Consider the following 20280-nt stretch of genomic DNA (forward strand, 5'->3'; position numbering starts at 1 on the left):
ATTAAAAAAAACATAAAAATGAAAAACAAAATAAAAAACATTGCAATTTTAGTATTCGTTACAGCACTTACATTTTCTTTTACAACACTTGATAAAGAGAAAAAAGAAATCAAGACTGATGCCAGTAAAGTGGTTTGGAAAGGTTACAAAGTAACAGGCTCTCATGAAGGAACAATTAGTATTAAATCTGGTGATTTGATTTTTGAAGGTGATAAATTAACAGGAGGAGAATTTGTTATAGATATGACATCAATAACCGTTACCGATTTAGAAGGCGACTACAAAGGTAAGTTAGAAGGACACTTAAAGTCTGATGATTTCTTTGGTGTTGCAAATCATCCAACGGCTTCATTGGTGTTTTCTAGCGTTGAGCCTTCAGGTAAAAATGCCTATAATGTTACAGGAGATTTAACTATTAAAGGTATTACTAAACCAATTAGCTTTAGCATATCTATTTATGGAAGTAAGGCTACTGCATCACTTAAAATTGATAGATCTCAGTATGACGTTAAATATGGATCAACAAGCTTTTTTGATGGTTTAAAAGACAAAGCTATTTACGATGAATTCGATTTAGTCGCAGACCTAGAATTCTAATAAAATAATCTTATTTAGATATTGAGAAGCGTTCATTTTGAGCGCTTTTTTATGTGCCTATTTTTCTAAAACGCAAAATACATTGTTAAACCCTTCTTAAACTTGTTTTACACCTCTATAAGTTGATTATTTTTATAACTTATACTATAAAATCATTCATATGTTTTCTAAAATTATTTGCCCATTTATAATAGTGCTATTTTTTGTTACAAATGTTGCAGCGCAAGAGATGTCTTTTGAAGAATATAACCCTAAATCAACGCTTGTAGTTCCGGGTAAAGTTATAAAGCAAGCCAAGTTTCCGTTTATAGATGTACATGGGCATCAGTATCGAATGGCGACTCAAGACTTATCTCCAGTTATTGCAGCTATGGATACTTTAAATATGGGAATCATGGTTAATTTAAGTGGTCGCTCAGGTGAGAATTTAAAAAAAGCAGTTGATAATATTAACATCAATTACCCAAATAGATTCGTGGTTTTTGCAAATATTGATTTTAATGAAGCAGGCGCAGAGGGCTGGATAGTAAAGGCAGTAGCACAATTAAAGCAAGATGTTAAAAATGGCGCTAGAGGATTAAAAGTATATAAGAGTTTAGGCATGTACAATAAAGATGTCGATGGAAAAAGGCTCGCTATTGATGACAATCGTTTAGAACCAATATGGGAAGCCTGTGGTGAATTGGGTATTCCAGTTCTTATCCATGCAGCAGATCCAAAATTGTTTTGGGATGCTTTTGATGGGGATAATGAACGATGGTTGGAGTTAAAAACAAAACCAAGAAGGAAAAGAGGGCCCAACAATCCAGCGCCTTGGGAGCAAATAATTGCAGAACAGCACAATATGTTTAGAAAGCATCCTGAAACAACTTTTATAAATGCACACATGGGATGGTATGCGAATAATTTGGACAAACTAAGTGAGTTGCTAGACGAAATTCCAAATATGAATGTTGGCATAGGTGCTATTATTGCTGAATTAGGAAGACAACCCCGATTTGCGAAAGCATTTTTTATAAAATATCAAGACCGAATTTTATTCGGAAAAGATAGCTGGAAGCCAGAGGAGTTTCCAACATATTTTAGAGTACTAGAAAGTGCTGATGAATATTTTCCTTATCATAAAAAATACCACGCGTTCTGGGCCATGTATGGATTGGATTTGCCTGATGAAGTTTTGAAAAAAGTATACTATAAAAATGCTCTTAGAATTGTTCCTGGGTTAGATAAAACATTATTTCCTAATTAAAAAGAAGCGCTACTTTATAAACTTAATGTACACATAAAATAGGGCAAACCCAGTCAAGAAGACAATCCCTAAATAGCTAAGAAGTTTCATAAAGGGTTTTGGGGTATACGCTTTATCAATATACTTTTTGCTTACCAATTTTAAATTAGCAATAGCGACCAATGGTGCTATTAAAAAGGATATGGTTGTTGCTAAATCTATCAGGTTTTTAAATTCTCCCATAAAAAATGCCGTAATTGAAAAAGAACCAATTGCCAGAATAATTAAGGAAATGATGTAAATACGTTTAGAATGTTTATTGTCGTTTGAAAGAAATAATATCTTCGATGAATGTTGCAATACACGCGAATAACCATCAAAAACACCAATACTGGTTCCTAGCATGATAGAAAATGCAGCAATGGCAATTATTAAATAACTCCAATCGCCAATTGTTGATGTGTATAAATCAATAACGCTACTTGCAAATCCTACACTGTCTTTTGGAAGTATATTACCAGTACCAAAAATCAAAAAGGCACCCATAGTTACAAAACAAATTGACAAAAAAGCTGCTACCCAATATCCAAGATTAAAATCAAACAAATTTTCTTTTAGTGTTGGATGGTAATTGGTAGATTTAATTTTTTCTACAACCCAAAGGCTAGTCCAGCAAGACATGTCTAATGCTGTTGGCATCCAACCCATTAAAGCTATAATAAATAAAATTCCAACATCATCAAAGACATCTAAAGGAGTAAAAGTATTTATATGTTCTATTGGGCCATTTATTAAAGTTAAAATAAAAACGATGATTGTAGACACAAACAATAAGATGCCAATGGTTTTTATTAAACTATCTAATACACTAAACTTCCCTGTAAGTAAAGCACCAGTACTAACCAGGAATACAAGTACAACTGGAAATAATTTAAAAGAAGGCCAAAGCGTAGACAGTCCAAAGAGATTATCCATAAAACCAGCAGTGACTATGCTTACTGCTGCAGTTACAAAAAACATGGAAGCAATTGTAATTAAGAAATAAATCCATAAAACTGGTTTTCCTAATTTCTTGTAACCCTCAATAAGGCTTTCACCTGTGGCATTGGCATATCGAACGGCATATTCGAAAAATGGAAATTTTAAAATATTTGTAATTATAATCATCCCTAAAAGGGCAAACCCATAATTAGCGCCAGCTCTAGTGCTTTGCACTAAATGGGATACACCAATAGCAGTGCTAGCAAATAATATACCTGGACCTAATGTTTTTTTTAGTTTATTCCACTTCATTGATTAGCTTGTGTCTTAAGTTCGAAAATATTTTAAAGCGGAATATTTCCATGCTTGCGTTTAGGAGCATCTACTTTTTTGTTTTCAAGTGATGCAAAAGCTTTAATTAGTTTGCGTCGTGTGTTTTTTGGAAGAATGACTTCATCTATAAAACCTCTTTTTGCAGCTTCATATGGATTTGCAAACTTGTCAGCATACTCTTTTTCTTTTTCAGCTAATTTTTCTGCAGGATTATTTGCGACAGCTATGTCGCGCTTAAATATTATTTCACTCGCACCTTTTGCACCCATAACGGCAATTTCAGCCCCCGGCCACGCAAAATTAAAATCGGCGCCTATGTGCTTAGAGTTCATAACGTCGTATGCACCGCCGTAGGCTTTCCTAGTTATAACAGTTACTCTTGGCACAGTAGCTTCACTTAAGGCGTATAATAATTTTGCACCATGAACAATAATGCCATTCCATTCTTGGTCGGTTCCAGGTAAAAAACCAGGTACATCTACAAGTACCAATAGTGGAATATTGAAACAATCACAAAATCGTGTGAAACGTGCTGCTTTTCTGGAACTTTTCACACCTAAAACACCAGCAAAAGACATAGGTTGATTAGCAACAATACCAATGCTTTTTCCTCCTAAACGTGCAAAACCTACAATGATGCTTTCAGCGTAATCTTTATGAATCTCATAGAAGGAATCAACATCTATAATACCCGAAATAACAGTATGCATATCATAAGGTTTATTCGCATTGTCAGGTATTATATCTGATAAAACATCTCTTATTTCATCTTCTAATTTGAAGTCTAAGACTTGAGTCGATTCGGTATTATTTTGAGGTAAATAACTTAGTAATTTTTTTATATCTTCAAGACATTCAACATCATTTAAAGTTGTTATATGAGCTACACCCGATTTAGATGCGTGGGTTTCGGCACCACCTAATTCTTCACTAGTAACCGTTTCATTGGTTACCGTTTTAACCACATTAGGTCCAGTAACAAACATGTAACTACTATTTTCAACCATAATGGTGAAGTCGGTTATTGCGGGAGAATAAACTGCGCCTCCAGCACATGGTCCCATTATTGCAGATATTTGAGGGATAACACCAGAAGCTCTAACATTTCTATAAAAAATATCTGCATAACCGCCTAGAGAGCGCACACCCTCCTGGATGCGTGCTCCTCCTGAATCGTTTAACCCAATTATGGGAGCACCGACTTTAACGGCCATGTCCATAATTTTACAGATTTTTTCAGCATGGGTTTCAGATAAAGACCCTCCAAATACGGTGAAATCTTGAGCATAAACATAAACGAGTCTATTATTAATTGTTCCATAACCGGTTATTACACCATCACCTAAATAAATTTGGTCCTGCATACCAAAATCTGTGGTGCGATGTGTAACGAGTTTTCCAATTTCCTCAAAAGAGCTTGCATCCATAAGATAATTTATGCGTTCTCTAGCGGTCAATTTTTTATTAGCGTGCTGCTTGTCAATTCGTTTTTGTCCACCGCCAAGATTGGCTAAAGTATTTAGTTCGTTTAGTTTGTTTATTTTCGAATCCATAAGATATCAAGTGATAATAAGGTACCTACAACATGCAGGAATGATAATTAAATTGGTAAACGTAAAAGCTTTTGATCCTCAATATATTGTTTAATAGCTATTAGTGCAGCGATTTTAGCCTCGTTTTCAGTTTCTTCTTTTAAAGCTTCTGGCGAATAATATTTCTTGACAAAATGTGTATCAAAATTTCCAGAACGAAAAGCTTCGTGTTTACAAACATATTTTCCAAATGGAAGTGTTGTTTGAACACCTTCAACGTGGTAATTATCAATAGCATTTATCATTAATTCAATAGCTTCTTCACGAGTGCTTCCATAAGTAATTAATTTTGAAAGCATGGGGTCGTAATAAATAGGAATATCCATGCCTTCTTCAAAGCCATCATCAACTCGTATACCGTCACCCTTAGGTGTTTTATAAACATCTAAATGGCCCACACTTGGTAGAAAATCATTTAAAGGATCTTCAGCATATACGCGCAGTTCTAGAGCATGCCCATTAATTTTCAAGTCTTTCTGTTTTATTTCCAATGCTTCACCACGAGCTACTTTTATTTGAAGTTCAACCAAATCTACACCGGATATTATTTCTGAAACGGGGTGTTCTACCTGAAGACGTGTATTCATTTCAAGAAAATAAAAATTATGTTCAGCATCCATTAAAAACTCTACTGTGCCAGCGCCTAAGTAGTCACATGACTGAGCTACTTTTATGGCTGCTTCCCCCATTTTTTTTCTTAATTCTGGAGTTAAAATAGTTGATGGTGCTTCTTCAACCACTTTTTGATGACGGCGTTGAATGCTACATTCGCGTTCAAAAAAGTGTAATATATTTCCATGACTATCTGCCATTACTTGTATTTCGATATGGCGTGGAGAGCTTACATACTTTTCTATAAAAACAGATCCGTCTCCGAACGCAGAGGTTGCTTCGCTAATTGCACGATTCATTTGAGATTCTAAATCGCTTTCTTTTTCCACGATGCGCATGCCTTTTCCTCCGCCACCAGCAGATGCTTTTATAAGAATTGGAAAACCTATCTCTTTAGCAATCTTATGCGCTTTGTCTACATCGGTAATAGCTTCGTCAATACCAGGCACCATTGGGATATTATATTGCTTAACAGCTTCCTTGGCTGCTAATTTACTTCCCATAATCTTAATAGCTTTAGAACGTGGACCAATAAAAGTAATGTTGTTTTCTTCGCATAATTCTGCAAAGTCAGCATTTTCACTTAAAAAGCCATAACCAGGGTGTATGCCATCAATACTTAAATTTTTAGCAACTTCAATAATTTTATCGCCTCTAAGGTATGATTGACTTGAAGGTGCTTCTCCAATACACACCGCTTCATCTGCAAACTTAACATGTGGCGCATTTCTATCTGCTTTTGAAAAAACGGCAACCGTTTTTATACCCATTTTTTTAGCCGTTTTCATAACTCTTATAGCTATTTCTCCACGGTTAGCAATTAATATTTTTTGCATTTTATTCGAAATTAATTAGAAGTTGATTTTTCTCGACAGCATCACCTTTTTTTGCATCTATCGATTTAATAATTCCATCTCTAGGTGAAGTAATTATATTTTCCATTTTCATGGCTTCAAGAATTAAAAGCGGATCATTCTCTTTAACTTCTTGCCCAACTTCAACATTTATTTCTAAGATTAAACCAGGCATTGGAGCTTTTATAAAATTGACTTGTTTAGTCGAACCAACTGAAAATCCCATTTCTTTAATTAATAAGTCTAATTCATTGAATATGTTAATTTTGTAAGTGTTATTGTTAACTTTTACTTTATATGATTTTTTATTGAAATCAGTAGTGATAATTTCAGCATTATAGGATTTATTCCCGCTAAGTATATGGTGTTTTGAATCGGTAAGTTTTAAAGAATCTATTTTCGATAGGTCTTTTGCGGTAATATCAAAATCGAATGTGTTATTAACGCATGCCTTAAAAATTTTACTCATATTTGGCTTAATTGGTAGTAGTAAATATAAGGATTTTATTAGGTAGATTCAACGACTAAAATTATAAGAACGATAGGTGTAATTTTAATTCGAATTTTTAAATATAGAACCATCCTGATGCTTCTTGATTGCTTTCCTTGACAGGATAATACCAATTGCCAACGAAACGAACGCGCCAATCCATATACCAGGAACAAAATCAATAAAAAGGAAAAAGTCGTAAGCCCCATGAAATATTACAGCCAATAACAACCCTGTTAAATTTAAAAGGACTTTATTATTAGAGAATTTCGCTTTTCCCATATAGTAACCCATTAAAATACCAAATGTCATTTGTGAAGGAAGTTGATATTGATTTCCTACAGCAGTAAAAAATTAGGCATTATGAAGGAGCCAAGCTGCCAGTATATTATACTATAAATAATAATTACTTATATTAGAGGAATAAAGGCACTAGTTTGTTTATCCACACGTTTGCAACAAGCTGAAAAATCTACTTCGAGTAATTTTCAACGACAAAATTTCTCAAATTTGCAATAGATATAATTAATAGAAATATAGTTTTATAGCAATTAATTTTAAATTCAATATTATGATTTATTTTTCAGTATTAGATATAACTCCATCCACAGATAAATGGATAGAAGGTTATGTTTCATCAGCGAACAGGTTAGTTTCAAAACACGGAGGTAAGTTTCTGGCAAGAACAACTAGTCACGAACAGCTCGAAGGAAAAGTATCTGAAGCAGCTTTTCGAACAATTATTGAGTGGCCATCAAAAGAAGATGCTTTAGCATTTATGAAAGACCCTGAATATATTCCACATCTTGAAGCTCGTACAAAAGGTTCTGCGAGCAACCATTATCTTATTGAAGGTAAAGATGAACTTAAATAAAAAAATCAATATCCACTAGAAAACAACTTGCTCACACATTATTCCTAACCGAATAAGCTTCAAACCCCTAGTGAAAATTGGGATTAAGAGAACCCCCTTCTTTTTAAGCTACCCAAAAGTAGCATGTGCTGGTACTGCCGTAAAAGCTCTAAGCAAAGCCGTTTGATAACCACCTTCTAATACATAAAATATGTTTTCGGTGGCTGCAAAACCCATAGAAACCATGACTGCATAAACAATACCATCAAAAGGTTCGTTAAAAGCTTTTTTGGTTTGAGCGAAGTAACGAACTATAATGTATTTACTGAATTCTTCGGTTAAGCCAACTACCAAAAATGCTTTTATAAATTGTTGAAATATGCTGGTGTTGTTTGGTAATGGTAGAACGATATCAAACCCATAATAAAGTATGGTTGTAATAATGATACTGACTATGGCACCAAGTAGGAAATTATAAAACAACAGTTTTTTAGGTTCCTTTTCATATTTGTCTTTTATATAGATGTAGCAGATAATAATAAAAACCGGGGCAATGGCTACGAGCAATAAATTCATTTAGATAAGCGGTTTTTGATTTCTTGTAAAACAAATTCATAATAACCTTTGTTTGAGGGTACAAAGTGATTATCATTAGCACCAACAGTATCTATTAGTTTTTTAAAATCTTTAATGGAAACAAGTTTTAAAGCTTCAACCTCCTCTTCTTGTGGTTCTAAATTAGCTAACGGAATCTGTAATTGACAAATAAAAGTATTATGAAATTCGTTGTCTTTAATGCCGTTATCGTACGCCTGAAAACATTCGAAGACTCCAATTTTGTTGAGATTATTTTCAGAAATAGTTAAACCTATTTCTTCTTTGGTTTCTCTAACAGCTGCCTGTTCAATAGTTTCTCCAGCATCTATATGTCCTGCAACCGAGACATCCCACATTAGCGGACAAATAGTTTTTTTTGAAGATCGTTGCGATAATAATATCTTACCATTTTTAGTATAAAACCAAATGTGGGCAGTATTGTGATAGTAACCCTTTTGGTGAATAATTGATTTTAGTTCTGACTTTCCAGTAGGGTTGCCATTGGTATCAACAATGTCTATAAATTCGTCCATGCATTAAAAAAAGATTCCCGCTTTCGCGGGAATGATAAAATATTTTAATCGAAATAACTAAATGTTTCTCCGTCTTTTATGTTAAGCAAAGTTTCATAAATAAGTTTAATTACGTTTTCAACATCATCTCTATGTACCATTTCAACAGTTGTATGCATGTAGCGAAGTGGTAAAGAAATTAATGCTGAAGCAACACCTCCGTTGCTATAAGCAAAAGCATCAGTATCTGTTCCAGTAGCTCGTGATAAGGCAGAGCGTTGAAAGGGGATTTTTTTAGCCTCAGCCGTTTCCGTAATTAAATCACGCAATTTTTGCTGTACAGCAGGTGCATAGGCAACAACAGGGCCTTTGCCAATTTCTAAATGACCTTCTTTCTTCTTTTCTATCATAGGCGTTGTAGTATCATGGGTTACATCAGTCACAATAGCTACGTTAGGTTTAATAGTTTCTGTAATCATTTGGGCACCACGTAGGCCAATTTCTTCTTGAACTGCATTGGTAATATATAACCCAAACGGCAATGTCTTTTTGTTTTCTTTAAGTAATCTAGCCACTTCAGCTATCATAAATCCACCCATGCGATTGTCTAAAGCGCGACACACAAATTTATTGCTGTTTAAGATGTGAAACTCATCAGGATAGGTAATAACACATCCTACATGAATTCCTTTTTTCTCAACTTCTTCTTTAGTCGAACAACCACAATCGATAAAAATATTGTCAGGTTTTGGCGGCTCTTCTTTTGCTCTATTCCTAGTATGAATTGCCGGCCAACCAAATACACCTTTTACAATGCCATTTTTGGTATGAATATCTACAATTTTACTTGGTGCAATTTGGTGGTCGCTACCACCATTTCTAATAACATAAATAAGTCCGTTATCCGAAATATAATTTACATACCAAGAGATTTCATCGGCATGCCCTTCAATAACTACTTTATATTTTGCCCTTGGGTTTATAACGCCTACAGCTGTTCCGTAGGTGTCTGTGATAAATTCGTCTACATATGGTTTTAAGTAATCCATCCATAATTTTTGCCCATCCCATTCGTATCCAGTAGGAGCAGCGTTATTGAGATATTTACTTAAAAAGTCTATTGATTTTTTATTGAGAATACTTTTGTTTGCCATAGCAATGAAAATGATTTATTGAATTAAAAGAAAGTTTTTAAATTTCGTGTACTTTGTAAAAATAAGAGATTTCATAATTTTTATGTCATATTACAAACAATATTTTGTAACAAAAACGGCTTTTGTAATACTAATTGAATAATTTAATTATATAAACCAGTCAACAATGAAGTTAGTCATTAAAGATTTAACAAAAACGTATAAAAACGGAGTTAAAGCAATAGATAATTTGAGCCTAGAAATTGGAACAGGAATGTTTGGTTTGCTTGGGCCAAATGGTGCAGGAAAATCGTCTTTAATGCGAACCATTGCCACATTGCAAAGTGCAGACACGGGAACCATTACTTTTGGAGATATTAATGTTTTAGAAGATAAGATGTCCTTACGGAAAGTACTAGGGTACTTACCACAATCTTTTGGTGTTTATCCTAAAATGTCGGCGGAAGCATTACTTCATTATTTTGCAACCCTTAAAGGGATTGCTTCAAAAACTGATAGAGATAAAATAGTTAATGAAGTTTTAGAAATCACTAATTTATATGATGTTAAAAATAAAAATGTTTCTGGTTACTCTGGTGGTATGAAGCAACGTTTTGGAATTGCCCAATTATTATTAAATAATCCAAAACTTATTATAGTCGATGAGCCTACAGCAGGTTTAGACCCTGCGGAACGTAATCGTTTTTTAAATGTGCTTCGCGAAGTAGGTACAAACTGTACCGTCATTTTTTCGACGCATATTGTTGAAGACGTTAAAGAGTTGTGTAATGAAATGGCCATATTAAATGGCGGACGCATTTTGAAACACACAACACCTATTGAAGCGACTGCAGAAATTGAAAATCAAATTTGGACGAAAGTCATTCAAAGAGACGAATTGGAAGATATGGAAGCAACATATAATGTGCTTTCCTCTAATTACAACCAAGATAATACTTTAAATATTCGTGTACATGGGGTAGAAAAACCAGCAGCCGATTTTGTGAAAACAAAACCGCAATTAGATGATGTTTATTTTATGGCTTTAAGGCAAGAAGAATTGCAAAACATTTAATTTTTTTTCAATCATCTAATTAAACAGATTCTCATGTTCACAACTATATACAAACACGAATTAAATTATTGGCTCAAAAAACCTGGATTCTATATTTATGCTGCTATCTTTTTCTTGTTGTCTTTATTTTTATCGGCATCTTCAGCAGGGATTTTCGATTTTTTAACAGTAACAACCGGTTCTTCATTAATTGTTAATTCTCCTATAGGTATTTCAGGTTTATTTAATGCTTTAACAATATTTATATTCTTTTTATTTCCTTCCATAGTTGGTGTTTCTATTTATAGGGATTTTAAGAGTGAGATGCATACCATTTTATATTCCTATCCTTTTACTAAAGCAAATTATTTATTTGCTAAATTTTTAAGTGCTATAACCGTAGTTACTTTAATTGTAATGCTTGTTGCTTTTGGAATGATATTAGGGTTTAGACTCCCTGGAACAAATGGTGATTTGGTAGGAGCTTTAAATATAAGTTCTTATATCACGCCATATTTTGTTTATATACTTCCCAACGTTATTTTATTTGGAGCAATCGTTTTTGCTACAGTTGCTTTTACTAGAAATATAGCTGCTGGTTTTATAGTGGTTGTATTACTCATATTTGGTCAAGGTCTTTTAGAAAGTTTATTCTCAGACCCAGACACAAGATTTTTAGCGGCTATTTTAGATCCTTTCGGTGCTGGTGCTTCAAATTATTATACACGTTATTGGACAGTTGCAGAGCAAAATGAATTGCCTTTACCTATCAAAGGTGTTGTTATTTATAACAGACTTCTATGGTTTGCTATTGCGGCTTTAATTTTTGGTTTAGTGTTTAAGTTTTTTACGTTTAGCCAGAATGCTATAGCACTTAATTTTAAAAAGAATAAAGGTGTTCGAGCTATAAAATCGAATTTTGGGGGTATTACAAAAATTAATTTGCCAAAAGTTACTTTCAATTATTCCATCGTACAAAACCTGAAGGCTACGTGGCGACTTTCTAATGTAGACTTTAAATATATTATTAAAAGTTGGCCATTTATAAGTATTGTAATCGTAGGTCTTATAATTATGATAATTTCATTATCTGAGGTTGGTAATTTATTTGGTACCGAAACATTACCAATGACTTGGAAAATGCTTTCAAACGGAGCAGCATTTAGTATCTCAATAATTATTTCTATTTTTTTATATGCAGGAATGTTGGTTCATCGTGGTAAAATTGCTAACGTAAATCAATTAGTAGATACAACACCTATTCCTAATTGGACCTTGTTATTATCTAAGTATATCGCGCTTTTAAAAATGATATTATTGCTTTTAACCGTAATATTAGTTTCTGGATTAATATTTCAAATTTATAAAGGCTTCTTCGATTTTGAACTTGGACATTATATCAATGAATTGTATTTAATTCGTTTCATACAATTTGCTATATGGACTATGTTAGCGTTGTTTATTCAAACCTTGGTAAAAAACCCTTATTTGGGGCTTTTTATACTTATAGTTGTTTTAATAGGTTTCCCATTAGTTTTTTCTTCACTTATTGAGCAACCCGTTTTTAAATATAATCGTGGGGCATCTTTTAGCTATTCAGATATGAACGGTTATGGAGGTACACTTCCTGAGTATTTTGTTTACAAACTGTATTGGTTTATTGCCGGAGTTGGGTTATTAATCTTGTCTGGACTGTTTTGGGTTCGCGGATTACCACATTCATTTAAAGAGCGTCTTTCTATATTTAAATTACGTTTTACTGGAGCTACTAAATTAGTATTTATAGCTGTTTTAATTACGTTTTTAGCTATCGGCTTTGGTATATATTACACTGATAATATCAAAAACGTGTATACTTCAAATAAAGAAAGTGAACAACAGCGTGTGGAATACGAAAAGAAATATAAAAAGTATGAAAACATCTTGCAACCTAGGATTGTTTCAGTTAAAGCAGCAATGAATATTTTCCCTAAAGAGCTAAACTTTAAAGGAAGTGGGACTTATGTAATGGTTAATAAAACGAATAAGGTTATTGATAGTATCTTTTTAAATCACAATGATTACCCAAGTATATTTGAATTTAACAAAGCTAACACCCTTATTTCTGAAGACACACTTTATAATTTCGATATTTATAAACTCCAGAAAGGACTACAACCAGATGATACTTTAAAATTGAATTTCGAAGTTTGGAATAAACCGAATACACTATTACGAAAAAATTCACCAGTATTAGAAAACGGAACGTTTATTAATAATTTTCAAGTTTTCCCTGCTCTCGGCTATAGCACAGGAGGAGAACTATCCGATGATGAAACGAGAAAAAAATACGGACTCCCTGAAAATGAGTTGAAACCACATCCTTCCGATTCAACAGCTTTAGGTAACACTTATATATCAAAGGATTCAGATTGGATAGATTTTGAAGCTACAGTAAGTACATCAGAAGATCAGATTGCAATTGCTCCGGGATATTTACAGAAAGAATGGGTTGATAGTGGTAGACGCTATTTCCATTATAAAATGGACAATAAAATTTTAAATTTTTACGCCTTTAATTCTGCTAGATATAAAGTTAAAAAGGATAAATGGAACGATGTTAACTTAGAAATTTATTATCATGAACCGCATGATTATAATTTGGTACGCATGATGGAAGGAATGAAAGCGTCGTTAGAATATAATTCTAATAACTTTAGTCCTTACCAACATAAGCAAGCTAGAATTATTGAATTCCCTAGGACTTCGGGTAGTTTTGCACAGTCATTTCCTAATACCATTCCATTTTCAGAAGGTGTTGGGTTTATAGCCGATGTTGATGAAAGTGAAGAAGGCGGTGTTGATTATCCATTTGCAATAACGGTGCATGAAGTCGCTCATCAATGGTGGGCACATCAAGTTATAGGTGCCGATGTTTTGGGAGCAACTATGATGTCTGAAAGCTTATCAGAATATGTGTCACTTAAAGTTCTTGAGCACGAACATGGTAAAAGCAAAATGCGAAAGTTTCTAAAAAAGGCTTTAGATGATTATTTAACGCGAAGAACCTTTGAAAGAAAACGTGAAAAATCGTTGATGTATAACGATGGACAACCTTACATTAGATATCAAAAAGGATCCTTAGTTTTTTATGCCTTAAGCGATTATATTGGAGAAGATGTTTTAAATAATGCGCTTAAAAATTATGTCGAAAAAGTTAAGTTTCAAGAACCACCTTACACAACATCAATTGAAATGGTGGATTTTATTAGAGAAGCTACTCCAGATTCATTAAAATATACTATAAAGGATATGTTTGAGACTATTACATTATATAATAATAGGATAGTTAAGATTAACTCTAAAGAAATAGATAATGGTAAATTCCAGGTGGATATAGAGTTCGAAGTTGGTAAATATAGAAATGATGATAAAGGGAAGAAGTATTACGGCGAAAAATCAGGAGACACCTTGTCTTACCAAACAGAATCTATGAGAAAACCAATATTGTCTGTACCTCTTGCCGATTATGTTGATATTGGTGTTTTTGCTGAAGAAGAAGTAGATGGAGAAACAAAAGAAATAGAGCTATACTTGAAGAAACATAAAATAACTTCTATAAATAACAAGCTAAGTATAATAGTTGATAAAGAACCAGTTGAGGTAGGAGTCGATCCTTATAATAAACTTATTGATACCAAATCGGATGATAATAGAAGGCGGTTTTAATACAGTTCGTCTTTATTAAATTTTAAGCTCAGTGATATTATTTTATCAGTGGGCTTTATTTTTTAAAAGCATAATATTCAGATAAAATTAAGAGTTATCATTTAGTAAATTAGTAATTTTGGCATACTAAATGCTCCAGTACATTTTAAATGAATTTTCTTAAATATATATTACTTTTTATTCCTGTCATTATGTTTGCTCAAACAAACGTAGTTGAACAGGACTCAACGGTGGTGGAGTATTTAATTATTGAAGGCGATTCGGTACCAAGAACGGTAATCGATTTAGATGAAGTAATGTTATTACACAAGCTTAAGTTTGATAGTAAAAAAGATAGGATTCGTTATTTAATTCTAAGAAGAAAAACCATAAAAGTATATCCTTATGCAAAAATGGCGGCAGATAGACTTGACTCTTTAAATGCAAGACTGGAATCTTTGACTAGAAAACGCGATAAAAAGCGATATACTAAAATGATTCAAAGGTATATTGAGGGTGAGTTTTCAGATGAATTAAAAAAAATGACCAGAACCGAGGGACAAATTTTGGTAAAACTTATTCACAGGCAAACAGGTCGTACTACCTTCGATTTAGTTAAAGAGTTGAGAAGCGGTTGGCGTGCCTTTTGGTATAACACAACGGCTAGTATGTTCGATATTTCTCTAAAGCGTGAGTTTGACCCCCTTAATGAAAAAGAAGATTATTTAATAGAAGATATTCTACAACGGAATTTTCAAAGTGGTCGTTTGGAGCGCCAAAAGTCGGCTATCGATTTCGATTTTTACGACTTAACCGATAAGTGGTTGGGGTCAAATACTAAATAATTTCATGCGTATTCAGTCACTATTCGAAGAAAAACTAAATGCCATATCGCATGCTATTGGTGCTGTCTTTGGTATTGCTGCATTAACCTTACTTGTTACTTGTAATACATCTAAAACCGATTGGAGTTTGTTTAGTGTTATTGTGTATGGTATTTCAATCATTATACTTTTTAGTGCTTCTACTTTTTATCATGCTGTAAAAGGAGAGAGGCGTAAACACTATTTCAGGATTATAGATCATATAAGTATTTATCTCCTCATTGCTGGAACATATACACCAGTTTTATTGATTTCTTTAGAGCAAAGCTTGGGTTGGACGCTATTTTACCTTGTTTGGGGAATAGCAGGATTTGGCGTTATTTTAAAATTATTTTTTACAGGAAAATTTGAAGTTTTCTCAACAGTACTATATCTAATCATGGGTTGGCTAATAGTTTTTGATTTTTCAAATCTATCAGAAATCATACACCCTAATGGCATATTATTACTTTTTGCGGGTGGTTTGGCTTATACTTTAGGAATAGTTTTTTATGCTATTGAAAAAATACCTTATAATCATGTTATTTGGCATTTGTTTGTTTTAGCTGGTGCTGTTTTTCATTTTTTTATGATTTTTGAATATGTGATTTAATATGACAGAAATTAAAAAAGCAAATACTAAGTCCGATTTTGAAGTTATTGCTCAATTAGCAGACACTATTTGGCGAGAGCATTACATACCAATTGTTGGTAAGCCACAGATAGAATACATGTTAGACAAATATCAGTCTAGCGATGCAATTACATCTCAAATGATACAAGGGTATGAATATTTCATAATACATTATGATTCAAATGCTGTTGGTTATATTTCAATTAAAAAAGAAGAAGAAGCACTTTTCTTGAGTAAAATATATGTATTAAGTACATATCAAGGAAAAAAAATTGGTAAGGCTGCGATGCTGTTTATTGAAGAAAAAGCGAATGAATATCATTTATATTCCATCAGACTTACGGTTAATATAAATAATATAAATTCTATAAAAGCCTATGAAAAACTAGGCTTCATTAATGTTGGTCCTTTGGTCACAGATATAGGCAATGGCTTTGTTATGGATGATTATGAGATGATAAAAAAACTTTAGGCTTGCAATTGCTTGGTTATTTCGTACAATGCAATATTACTAGCTTGAACAACATTCATACTACTGTTTTGACCAAACATATTAATATGGATTTTCGCATGTGCCATATTTAATATCGCTTCAGAAATTCCAAAATTTTCACCACCTATAACCAAGCAGATTGGTTTTTCTTTACTAAAGTTAAACTCAGTTATTGGGATGCTAGAATCTGTGATTTCTAAAGCAATTATTTGATAATCACTGTATAAAAGATCGCTTACAACGTTTTCTGCAGAATCTTTAATTTCATACGTAACTACTTTTTCTGTAGCTCTAGATGTTTTGGTTATTTTACGTTCCAATGCGATGTTTTTTCCACAAAGAATTAGTTTTTCAACTCCAAAGGCATCTGCAATCCGAAACAAACTTCCAATGTTAGGAGCGTTAGTAACATTATCGCAAACGAGAGTTATAGGAAAGTTTTGTTTTTTGAAGTCGGTATTGTAATGAGTCAGTTGCAATGAAAACAGAGTTTTTATTATTTAATTTTCAAAAGCATATTTAATAATATTCGCGCCCATTCTTAGTGCTTTTTCTCTTACGGCTGGTGGGTCGTTATGCACAGCTTCATCTTCCCAACCATCACCTAGATCACTTTCATAAGTAAATAACAGTACTAATCTGTTTTCATGAAAAATCCCAAACGCTTGTGGGCGTTTCCCATCATGCTCATGTATTTTAGGAAGACCAGAATTAAATTTATACGATATAGTGAATATGGGATGGTTTGCTGGTAGCTCAACTAGTTCGGTATTTGGAAATACTTTTTTAAGTTCTTTGGTAATATAAGGTTCCATTCCGTAGTTGTCATCAATATGCAAAAAACCACCAGAAATTAAATAGTTTCGTAGGTTTTCAGCATCATCCTCACTAAAAAACACATTGCCATGTCCCGTCATGTGCACCAATGGATATTGAAATATGTCTAGACTCCCAACTTCTACAGTCTGTGGATTTGAGCTTATTTTAGTGTTTATATTATTGTTACAATAAGTAATCAAGTTAGGCAAAGCAGTTGGATTCCCGTACCAATCGCCGCCACCTTTGTATTTTAATATAGCTAAATCTTGACTAAAGACTGAAATAGAAAAAAGAAATAATAAAAGCGATAAATATAATTTCATAAATTTATTCGTTTACAAATGCCACCGAATGACACGCCACAATTGCCGCAGTTTCTGTTCGCAATCGCGTTTCTCCCAAAGTTACAGGAATAAACTTATTTTTTAATGCCATTTCGATTTCTTTAACACTAAAATCACCTTCTGGACCAATTAAAATAGTGATATTTTGATTAGGCCTTAAGTGCTGTTTTAGCGATTTTCTATCAGTTTCTTCACAATGTGCAATAAATAAATCACCTTCAAAATCTTGCCCAACAAAATTTTTAAATGAAACAGCTTCATTTAATTTAGGTAAGTGGCAGTTTAATGATTGTTTCATTGCCGATAGTATAATCTTATCGAAACGTTCATGCTTTATCACTTTGCGCTCACTACGTTCGCAAATAATAGGTGTGATGCTATCTATACCAATTTCGGTTACTTTTTCTAAGAACCATTCGTAACGATTATTCATTTTGGTAGGGGCAACGGCCAAATGAAGCTTATAATTATGCTTTGGTTGCTGCGTTTCTGAAATTATATGTACCAAGCAATTTTTAATGTCAGAAATAGCTATCTCTGCATTAAAAAGCAACCCTTTGCCATTTGTAATTTGTAATCTATCTCCTTGTTTTTTACGCAATACCTTTACGATGTGTTTACTTTCTTCTCTGTTAAAAGAAAATTGCATGGTATTTTCGGATATTTCAGGATTATAGAATAGCTGCATTATTCAATGTCGTCAATAATCTTTAAAACTTTAATTTCTGAAATACTTTTTGGTTCAAAAGTTTTCAAAATAACGTAATAAGCATTTTTAGAAGTTATTTCAGCTTTAAAAATAGCGTCTAAACCATGGTTGTCATTAATAATAAGACTTTGTAAAGCGGTATTAAAATCAGATTTTGCAAACCAACCAGAATCGCCACCTCTTTTACGGCTAGCATCCATGGAATACTGTTTTGCTAAAAAGTCGAAACCAGCACCATCTTTATATTTTCTGATAATCGTTTTTTGAATGGCTTCTATTTCACTTGATGTATGTTTTGTACCATCCAAATAAATATAGGAAGCTCTGTATGAAGGAATCTTAGCTTTTTCTAAAACTTTATAGACTGTTTTCTCATAATCATTTGCGTAAGTTTTTGTACCACCTAAGCTAAGTTTTAAAAGGTCTTTAGCAATAGTGGTCTTGTGATTTTCTTCATTAAAAACTATGAATTTATTCTTTTTAAAAGTTTTTGTTTTTAAATATTCTTGGGCTTTTTCAAAGCTTGTAACACTGTCTAAATCTTTTTCAATAGAGTTTTGTGCTGAAGCTAATGACGAAGTGATAATTAATAAGTATAGTAGGATATTTTTAAGCATTATTGTGGGTTTATAATTCAAACCCAAATTTATACTTAAATATGTAATGCTAAAATGATTTTAAGCTAAGTTTTTAAGATAGGATTGTTTATAACTTAAAATTAAAAAATGAATGTTTAAATTTTTAACCGCGCTGATGCCATTACATTTTGTTCTGCGAAATCACCTTCTAAGTATTTTAAATAACCAACAATAGCAATCATAGCTGCATTATCAGTAGTGAATTCGAATTTGGGGATATAGGTTGTCCAGCCAAATTTTTGTTCACCATCTTTAAGAGTTTGCCTAATGCCAGAATTTGCTGATACTCCACCACCAATAGCAATATGTTTAATGTTAGTTTCTTTAGATGCTAATTTCAATTTATCTATTAAAATTCCAATAATAGTATATTGAATGGACGCACAAATATCATTTAGGTTTTCTTTTATAAAATTCGGATTTGCTTTCGTCTCTCTTTGGATAAAATATAAAATAGCCGTTTTTAACCCAGAAAAACTAAAATTTAAACCAGCTACTTTTGGTTTCGTAAATTTAAAGGCTTTAGGGTTTCCTAGTTTAGCACGTTTATCTATTTCTGGACCTGCAGGATAGCCTAAGCCTAGGATTTTCCCACTTTTATCAAATGCTTCACCAACAGCATCATCAATTGTTTCTCCAATAACTGTCATGTCGAAATAGCTATCAACCTTAACTATTTGGGTATGGCCACCAGAAATTGTCATCGCTAAAAATGGAAAAGGAGGCTTGTTAAATCCTTCTTCATCTATAAAATGCGCTAGAATATGTGCTTTCATGTGGTTTACATCAATTAGTGGAACATTTAAGCCAAGTGCTAGAGACTTTGCAAAGGACGTTCCAACTAACAAAGAACCCATTAAACCAGGGCCACTTGTAAAAGCAATAGCTTTCAATTGTTCTTTAGAAACATTGGCTATTTTAAGTGCTTCATGTACTACCGGGACAATGTTTTGTTGATGCGCTCTTGAGGCCAATTCGGGTACAACACCACCATAGGCTTCATGTATTTTTTGATTCGCAACAACATTGCTTAAAATTTTACCGTTGTATATTACAGAAGCAGCAGTATCGTCGCATGATGATTCAATTCCGAGAATGTAAATATTTTGTGAAGACATTAATAAATATTAGGCACAATAATTGTTAATTTTGAATACGAATAAACGTCTGCTTAATTCATTATTCCGTATATGCAAATGTAGTTTATTCTTAATAAAGTTATAACTTTAGCAATATCAAAAAAGTCCTTAAAATACT

21 protein-coding genes are annotated in these 20280 nt (G+C 32.9%); 8 read left to right on the plus strand and 13 right to left on the minus strand.

Annotated features, from left to right (window positions below; genetic code table 11):
* The first annotated feature begins 18 nt into the window (after nt 1–18).
* Together AC2D6V_RS11905 and AC2D6V_RS11910 are read left to right on the plus strand one after the other, a co-directional pair.
* Nucleotides 19–597, plus strand: coding sequence for a YceI family protein (locus tag AC2D6V_RS11905; RefSeq protein ID WP_484648419.1), 579 nt, complete (start codon nt 19–21; stop codon nt 595–597).
* 160 nt (nt 598–757) lie between these two features.
* On the plus strand, nt 758–1846 hold the full coding sequence (locus tag AC2D6V_RS11910) for an amidohydrolase family protein (RefSeq protein WP_484648420.1): 1089 nt from the start codon (nt 758–760) through the stop codon (nt 1844–1846).
* 9 nt (nt 1847–1855) lie between these two features.
* Here the strand turns inward: AC2D6V_RS11910 and AC2D6V_RS11915 are convergent, their stop codons facing one another.
* The 5 genes from AC2D6V_RS11915 to AC2D6V_RS11935 form a co-directional block, all read right to left on the minus strand.
* Complete coding sequence (locus tag AC2D6V_RS11915; RefSeq protein WP_484648421.1) at nt 1856–3118, minus strand: NRAMP family divalent metal transporter; 1263 nt, start codon at nt 3116–3118, stop codon at nt 1856–1858.
* A 32-nt stretch (nt 3119–3150) separates the two neighbouring features.
* Nucleotides 3151–4692 (minus strand): acyl-CoA carboxylase subunit beta, encoded by a 1542-nt coding sequence (locus AC2D6V_RS11920; RefSeq protein ID WP_484648422.1) that lies wholly within the window; start codon nt 4690–4692, stop codon nt 3151–3153.
* A 47-nt stretch (nt 4693–4739) separates the two neighbouring features.
* Nucleotides 4740–6179, minus strand: coding sequence for an acetyl-CoA carboxylase biotin carboxylase subunit (gene accC, locus AC2D6V_RS11925; protein WP_484648423.1), 1440 nt, complete (start codon nt 6177–6179; stop codon nt 4740–4742).
* A 1-nt stretch (nt 6180) separates the two neighbouring features.
* A complete protein-coding gene (locus AC2D6V_RS11930; RefSeq protein WP_484648424.1) occupies nt 6181–6666 on the minus strand; it encodes an acyl-CoA carboxylase biotin carboxyl carrier protein subunit in 486 nt (161 codons plus the stop codon).
* Nucleotides 6667–6750: 84 nt separating this feature from the next.
* Nucleotides 6751–6999, minus strand: a complete 249-nt coding sequence (locus AC2D6V_RS11935; protein ID WP_484648425.1) for a PrsW family glutamic-type intramembrane protease — start codon at nt 6997–6999, stop codon at nt 6751–6753.
* A 259-nt stretch (nt 7000–7258) separates the two neighbouring features.
* Here AC2D6V_RS11935 and AC2D6V_RS11940 point away from each other — a divergent pair, with 259 nt between their 5' ends.
* Complete coding sequence (locus AC2D6V_RS11940) at nt 7259–7561, plus strand: DUF1330 domain-containing protein (RefSeq protein WP_484648426.1); 303 nt, start codon at nt 7259–7261, stop codon at nt 7559–7561.
* A 108-nt stretch (nt 7562–7669) separates the two neighbouring features.
* On the opposite strand, the gene AC2D6V_RS11945 is transcribed toward AC2D6V_RS11940, so the two are convergent.
* Genes AC2D6V_RS11945 through AC2D6V_RS11955 form a run of 3 tightly spaced genes read right to left on the minus strand, consistent with a single transcriptional unit; the run spans nt 7670 to nt 9803 of the window.
* Entirely contained in the window at nt 7670–8116 is a 447-nt protein-coding gene (locus AC2D6V_RS11945) for a PrsW family intramembrane metalloprotease (protein WP_484648427.1), read from the minus strand.
* The gene (locus AC2D6V_RS11950; protein ID WP_484648428.1) at nt 8113–8670 is read right to left on the minus strand and encodes an NUDIX hydrolase; all 558 of its coding nucleotides are present in this window, start codon (nt 8668–8670) and stop codon (nt 8113–8115) included. Before AC2D6V_RS11950 ends, AC2D6V_RS11945 begins: the two co-directional genes overlap by 4 nt.
* Before the next feature lie 44 nt (nt 8671–8714).
* Nucleotides 8715–9803, minus strand: a complete 1089-nt coding sequence (locus AC2D6V_RS11955) for a M42 family metallopeptidase (RefSeq protein WP_484648429.1) — start codon at nt 9801–9803, stop codon at nt 8715–8717.
* A gap of 166 nt (nt 9804–9969) precedes the next feature.
* Between AC2D6V_RS11955 and AC2D6V_RS11960 the strand changes: the two genes are divergently transcribed.
* From AC2D6V_RS11960 to AC2D6V_RS11980, 5 genes are all read left to right on the plus strand, one after another.
* Nucleotides 9970–10857 (plus strand): ABC transporter ATP-binding protein, encoded by an 888-nt coding sequence (locus AC2D6V_RS11960; protein WP_484648430.1) that lies wholly within the window; start codon nt 9970–9972, stop codon nt 10855–10857.
* Between the two features lie 33 nt (nt 10858–10890).
* The gene (locus AC2D6V_RS11965; protein WP_484648431.1) at nt 10891–14544 is read left to right on the plus strand and encodes a M1 family aminopeptidase; all 3654 of its coding nucleotides are present in this window, start codon (nt 10891–10893) and stop codon (nt 14542–14544) included.
* A 149-nt stretch (nt 14545–14693) separates the two neighbouring features.
* Complete coding sequence (locus tag AC2D6V_RS11970; protein ID WP_484648432.1) at nt 14694–15368, plus strand: DUF4294 domain-containing protein; 675 nt, start codon at nt 14694–14696, stop codon at nt 15366–15368.
* A gap of 4 nt (nt 15369–15372) precedes the next feature.
* A complete protein-coding gene (gene trhA / locus AC2D6V_RS11975) occupies nt 15373–15999 on the plus strand; it encodes a PAQR family membrane homeostasis protein TrhA (protein WP_484648433.1) in 627 nt (208 codons plus the stop codon).
* 1 nt (nt 16000) lies between these two features.
* Nucleotides 16001–16492 (plus strand): GNAT family N-acetyltransferase, encoded by a 492-nt coding sequence (locus AC2D6V_RS11980; RefSeq protein ID WP_484648434.1) that lies wholly within the window; start codon nt 16001–16003, stop codon nt 16490–16492.
* Here the strand turns inward: AC2D6V_RS11980 and AC2D6V_RS11985 are convergent.
* From AC2D6V_RS11985 to tsaD, 5 genes are all read right to left on the minus strand, one after another.
* Nucleotides 16489–16992, minus strand: coding sequence for a TrmH family RNA methyltransferase (locus AC2D6V_RS11985; RefSeq protein WP_484648435.1), 504 nt, complete (start codon nt 16990–16992; stop codon nt 16489–16491). The two genes, AC2D6V_RS11980 and AC2D6V_RS11985, sit on opposite strands and share 4 nt — an antisense overlap.
* 21 nt (nt 16993–17013) lie before the next feature.
* Nucleotides 17014–17655: a DUF4159 domain-containing protein gene (locus tag AC2D6V_RS11990; RefSeq protein WP_484648436.1), complete on the minus strand. Its 642-nt coding sequence runs from the start codon at nt 17653–17655 to the stop codon at nt 17014–17016.
* A 4-nt stretch (nt 17656–17659) separates the two neighbouring features.
* A complete protein-coding gene (locus AC2D6V_RS11995; protein ID WP_484648437.1) occupies nt 17660–18364 on the minus strand; it encodes a 16S rRNA (uracil(1498)-N(3))-methyltransferase in 705 nt (234 codons plus the stop codon).
* On the minus strand, nt 18364–19002 hold the full coding sequence (locus tag AC2D6V_RS12000; protein WP_484648438.1) for a peptidylprolyl isomerase: 639 nt from the start codon (nt 19000–19002) through the stop codon (nt 18364–18366). Before AC2D6V_RS12000 ends, AC2D6V_RS11995 begins: the two co-directional genes overlap by 1 nt.
* Before the next feature lie 116 nt (nt 19003–19118).
* The gene (tsaD, locus tag AC2D6V_RS12005; RefSeq protein WP_484648439.1) at nt 19119–20141 is read right to left on the minus strand and encodes a tRNA (adenosine(37)-N6)-threonylcarbamoyltransferase complex transferase subunit TsaD; all 1023 of its coding nucleotides are present in this window, start codon (nt 20139–20141) and stop codon (nt 19119–19121) included.
* Between the last annotated feature and the right edge of the window lie 139 nt (nt 20142–20280).

The organism is Algibacter sp. YIN40 (assembly GCF_057219435.1).

Bases quoted from the DNA above. Each gene is read 5' to 3' on its own strand.
- AC2D6V_RS12000 (WP_484648438.1), bottom strand. From the start codon at position 19,002: ATGCTTAAAAATATCCTACTATACTTATTAATTATCACTTCGTCATTA.
- AC2D6V_RS11960 (WP_484648430.1), top strand. From the start codon at position 9,970: ATGAAGTTAGTCATTAAAGATTTAACAAAAACGTATAAAAACGGAGTT.
- AC2D6V_RS11980 (WP_484648434.1), top strand. From the start codon at position 16,001: ATGACAGAAATTAAAAAAGCAAATACTAAGTCCGATTTTGAAGTTATT.
- AC2D6V_RS11965 (WP_484648431.1), top strand. From the start codon at position 10,891: ATGTTCACAACTATATACAAACACGAATTAAATTATTGGCTCAAAAAA.
- AC2D6V_RS11995 (WP_484648437.1), bottom strand. From the start codon at position 18,364: ATGCAGCTATTCTATAATCCTGAAATATCCGAAAATACCATGCAATTT.
- tsaD (WP_484648439.1), bottom strand. From the start codon at position 20,141: ATGTCTTCACAAAATATTTACATTCTCGGAATTGAATCATCATGCGAC.
- AC2D6V_RS11990 (WP_484648436.1), bottom strand. From the start codon at position 17,655: ATGAAATTATATTTATCGCTTTTATTATTTCTTTTTTCTATTTCAGTC.
- AC2D6V_RS11970 (WP_484648432.1), top strand. From the start codon at position 14,694: ATGAATTTTCTTAAATATATATTACTTTTTATTCCTGTCATTATGTTT.
- AC2D6V_RS11945 (WP_484648427.1), bottom strand. From the start codon at position 8,116: ATGAATTTATTGCTCGTAGCCATTGCCCCGGTTTTTATTATTATCTGC.
- AC2D6V_RS11930 (WP_484648424.1), bottom strand. From the start codon at position 6,666: ATGAGTAAAATTTTTAAGGCATGCGTTAATAACACATTCGATTTTGAT.
- AC2D6V_RS11955 (WP_484648429.1), bottom strand. From the start codon at position 9,803: ATGGCAAACAAAAGTATTCTCAATAAAAAATCAATAGACTTTTTAAGT.
- AC2D6V_RS11950 (WP_484648428.1), bottom strand. From the start codon at position 8,670: ATGGACGAATTTATAGACATTGTTGATACCAATGGCAACCCTACTGGA.
- AC2D6V_RS11920 (WP_484648422.1), bottom strand. From the start codon at position 4,692: ATGGATTCGAAAATAAACAAACTAAACGAACTAAATACTTTAGCCAAT.
- AC2D6V_RS11940 (WP_484648426.1), top strand. From the start codon at position 7,259: ATGATTTATTTTTCAGTATTAGATATAACTCCATCCACAGATAAATGG.
- AC2D6V_RS11935 (WP_484648425.1), bottom strand. From the start codon at position 6,999: ATGACATTTGGTATTTTAATGGGTTACTATATGGGAAAAGCGAAATTC.
- AC2D6V_RS11915 (WP_484648421.1), bottom strand. From the start codon at position 3,118: ATGAAGTGGAATAAACTAAAAAAAACATTAGGTCCAGGTATATTATTT.
- AC2D6V_RS11905 (WP_484648419.1), top strand. From the start codon at position 19: ATGAAAAACAAAATAAAAAACATTGCAATTTTAGTATTCGTTACAGCA.
- AC2D6V_RS11910 (WP_484648420.1), top strand. From the start codon at position 758: ATGTTTTCTAAAATTATTTGCCCATTTATAATAGTGCTATTTTTTGTT.
- trhA (WP_484648433.1), top strand. From the start codon at position 15,373: ATGCGTATTCAGTCACTATTCGAAGAAAAACTAAATGCCATATCGCAT.
- accC (WP_484648423.1), bottom strand. From the start codon at position 6,179: ATGCAAAAAATATTAATTGCTAACCGTGGAGAAATAGCTATAAGAGTT.